At 73.6% G+C, this 3,225-nt stretch carries 4 protein-coding genes; 3 read left to right on the forward strand and 1 reads right to left on the reverse strand.

Going from position 1 to position 3,225, the window contains the following annotated elements; all coding sequences use genetic code 11:
* Position 1: 1 nt before the first annotated feature.
* Complete coding sequence (locus tag ACKOQ4_RS10975; RefSeq protein ID WP_526291713.1) at positions 2–1,189, forward strand: Rv3212 family protein; 1,188 nt, start codon at positions 2–4, stop codon at positions 1,187–1,189.
* A gap of 5 nt (positions 1,190–1,194) precedes the next feature.
* Here the strand turns inward: ACKOQ4_RS10975 and ACKOQ4_RS10980 are convergent, their stop codons facing one another.
* Complete coding sequence (locus ACKOQ4_RS10980) at positions 1,195–2,001, reverse strand: ParA family protein (RefSeq protein ID WP_526291715.1); 807 nt, start codon at positions 1,999–2,001, stop codon at positions 1,195–1,197.
* 19 nt (positions 2,002–2,020) lie between these two features.
* On the opposite strand from ACKOQ4_RS10980, the gene ACKOQ4_RS10985 reads away from it, so the two are divergent.
* Positions 2,021–2,611 carry an acid phosphatase gene (locus ACKOQ4_RS10985; RefSeq protein WP_526291717.1) on the forward strand — a complete coding sequence of 197 codons (591 nt, stop codon included), beginning with the start codon at positions 2,021–2,023 and terminating at the stop codon, positions 2,609–2,611.
* The coding region (locus ACKOQ4_RS10990; RefSeq protein WP_526291719.1) for a chorismate-binding protein at positions 2,608–3,225 on the forward strand (618 nt) is incomplete at its 3' end. The genes ACKOQ4_RS10985 and ACKOQ4_RS10990, both read left to right, overlap by 4 nt.

Here is a 3,225-nt window from a genome sequence, read left to right on the forward strand (position 1 = left end):
CATCGCCGCGGCGGCGAGCGCCGCAGTGGGGGCGCTGCCGCTCGGCGCCATCTTGTGGCGCAGGTCGGCGCGCGCCACGCTCAGCCGCCCGGCTGCCGAACCGGCGCCGCGCGTGGCCGCCGCCGACGCCGTCCCGGAGACGCTGCAACAGCTTTGGACCGCGGCCAGCGGCGCCACCCGGCTGCCGATCGTGTTGGGCGGCGACGTGATCAGCGGCGACGGTCGCACGGTGGCCGGCCTCGACCCGCAGACCGGCGAGCCGCGCTGGAGCTACGCCCGCGACACCGACCTGTGCGGGGTGTCCTACGTCTACGACCTCGTCGTCGCGGTCTACCCGGACGTGCGGGGCTGCGGACAGGTCAGCGGCATCGACGCCTCGACCGGGCACCGCGGCCCGACCCGCACCAGCTACGCAGACGATGCGGTGCTGCTCAGCTCCGACGGCAACGCGGTGCTCTCCGCCGGGGCCACCCGGCTGGAACTGTGGCGCTCGGACCTGGTCCGGATGCTGTCCTACGGCGAGATGGACGCGCCGGTCAAACCGGTCAACACCAAGCTGGGCGAGGGCTGCGCGCTGATGTCGGCGGCGGCCAGCGAGAGCGCGGTCGGCGTGCTCGAGGCCTGCAGCGACGCTGAGGATCTGCGGCTGACCCTGCTCAAGCCCGCCAAGGAGGAGGACGAGCCCGACGTCAAGCGGGTGGAGCTGGACGGCGTGGCCGCCGACGCCGAGGCCCGGGTGCTGGCCGTCGCCGGCACCAGCGCCGCGGTGTACCTGCCCACGCCCCGCCCGGAGGTCGCGGTCTACGACGAGACCGGCTCGAAGGTCTCCAGCACCTACCTGCCCGGCCCGCCCGTGCCGGCCGCCGGCCTGCCCGCGGTGACCCGGGCCGGCGATCAGATCACCTGGTGGACCGGCAGCGCGGTGATGGTCTTCGACAACAAGCTGAACTACCGCTTCACCCTGGACACGGACGGGCCGCAGGCCGTGCTGGGCCCGGCGACCATGATGGCCGGACGGCTGCTGGTGCCGGTCGCCGACGGCCTGGCGGTCCACGACAACGCCGACGGCACCCGGCAGCGGGTGATCCCGATCGCGCACCCGCCCGGGACCGGCGCGGTGCTGCCCGCGGTCATCGGCTCGACGGTGATCGAACAGCGCGACGAAGCGCTGACCGGGTACGGGCCGTGAGGGGCCTAGAGTTCCAGCGTCGGTAGCTCCTTGCCGGACTTCCAGTGCTTGAGCAGGCTCTTGGCCAGCTCGCGGTAGGCCGACGCCCCCTTGTTCTTGCGCTTGCCGGCGATCACCGACGAACCCGACGCGCTGGCCTCGGCGAAGCGCACCGTCCGCGGGATCGGCGGCGCCAGTACCGGCAGGTCGTAGCGGTCGGCGACGTCGAACAGCACGTCGCGGCTGTGGGTGGTGCGCGAGTCGTAGAGCGTCGGCAGCGCACCGAGCATCCGCAGGTTCGGGTTGGTGATCTGCTGGACGTCGGCGACGGTGCGCAGGAACTGGCCCACCCCGCGGTGCGCCAGGGTCTCGCACTGCAGCGGCACGATCACGTCGTCGGCGGCGGTCAGCCCGTTGAGGGTGAGCACTCCCAGCGACGGCGGGCAGTCGATGACCACCACGTCGAAAGACTCCGGCCCGTCGAGCTTGTCCAGTGCGCGCCGCAGCGCGTACTCCCGTCCGGCCCGCATCAGCAGCATCGCCTCGGCGCCGGCCAGATCGATGTTGGCCGGCAGCAGCATCATGCCCTCCGGCGTGGCGACCAGCGCCGCGCCGGGCTCCACCTCGCCGAGCAGCACCTCGTGCACCGACACCGCCAGCTTGTCGGGGTCGGTGCCCAGCGAGAAGGTCAGGCAGCCCTGCGGGTCGAGGTCGACGAGCAGCACCCGCCTGCCCTCGCGGACGAACGCCGCGCCCAGCGAGGCGACGGTGGTCGTCTTGGCCACCCCGCCCTTCTGGTTGGCCACCGCCAGTACTCGGGTCACGGCGACCATACTGGCAGAATCGGTCAGCGTGAGTGTCGGCAACCATCGGCTGGTCCTGCTGCGGCACGGGGAGACGGAGTGGTCTCGGGACCGCAAGCACACCAGCGTCACCGACCTCGACCTGACCGACGTGGGCCGCGAGCAGGCCAGACTTGCCGCGCTGACGCTCGGCCGGCTGGAGCTGGACAACCCCCTGGTGATCAGCAGCCCGCGGCGGCGCGCGGTGGTGACCGCCGAACTGGCCGGCCTGCGCGTCGACGAGGTCTCCCCGCTGCTGGCCGAGTGGGACTACGGCGATTACGAGGGGCTGACCACCCACGAGATCCGCACCGAGACCCCCGGCTGGCTGCTGTGGACCTACGGCTGCCCGGGCGGGGAGAGCGTGGACCAGGTGAGCATGCGCGCCGACCAGGCGGTGGCCTACGCGCTGGACCACATGGCCGAGCGCGACGTGGTGTTCGTCAGCCACGGCCACTTCTCCCGGTCGGTGATCACCCGCTGGGTGGAGCAGCCGCTGCGCGAGGGCGCCCGCTACGGGTTCGGCACCGCCGCGGTGTCGGTGTGCGGTTTCGAGTACGGGCTGCGCCAGCTCTCCGCGCTGGGCCTGACCAGCCAGTGACCCCCGCGACACCCTTCGTGCTGACCGGACCCTCCGGAACCCTTGTGGCCCAGGGCATTCGGAACAGCTACGACGACGTCGCGGCGGCGGGGGCCGCGCTGCGTGACGGCTCGGCCGGCCTGGTGGTGGGGGCGCTGCCGTTCGACCCGCGGGACCCGGCCGCGCTGCTGGCGCCCGAGCGGGTTGCCCACACGCTGCCGCCGGCGCCGGATTCGCCGCTGCCGAAGGTGCGGGTCGCGGCGGCGCTGCCCGACGTCGCGACCCACCGGGCCCGGGTCGAGGCCGCCCTGCACCGGCTGCGTGATCCTGAAAACCCTTTGCGGAAGGTCGTTTTGGCGCGCTCGCTGCAGCTGGCCGCGGACGGCCCGCTGGACCCGCTGGCGATCCTGCACCGGCTGGTCGATGCCGACCCCGAGTCCTTCGCCTACCTGGCCGACCTCTCCCCCGCCGGACCCGCGCACACCGGCACGGCACTGGTGGGCGCCAGCCCCGAACTGCTGGTGGCCCGCCGCGGCGAGGAGGTGACCTGCCGGCCGTTCGCCGGGTCCGCACCGCGCTCGGCCGATCCCCGGGCCGACGACGCCGCCGGCGCCGCACTGGCCGCGTCGGCGAAG

The sequence above is a fragment of the Mycobacterium sp. genome, from assembly GCF_046095365.1.
Lineage (GTDB): Bacteria > Actinomycetota > Actinomycetes > Mycobacteriales > Mycobacteriaceae > Mycobacterium.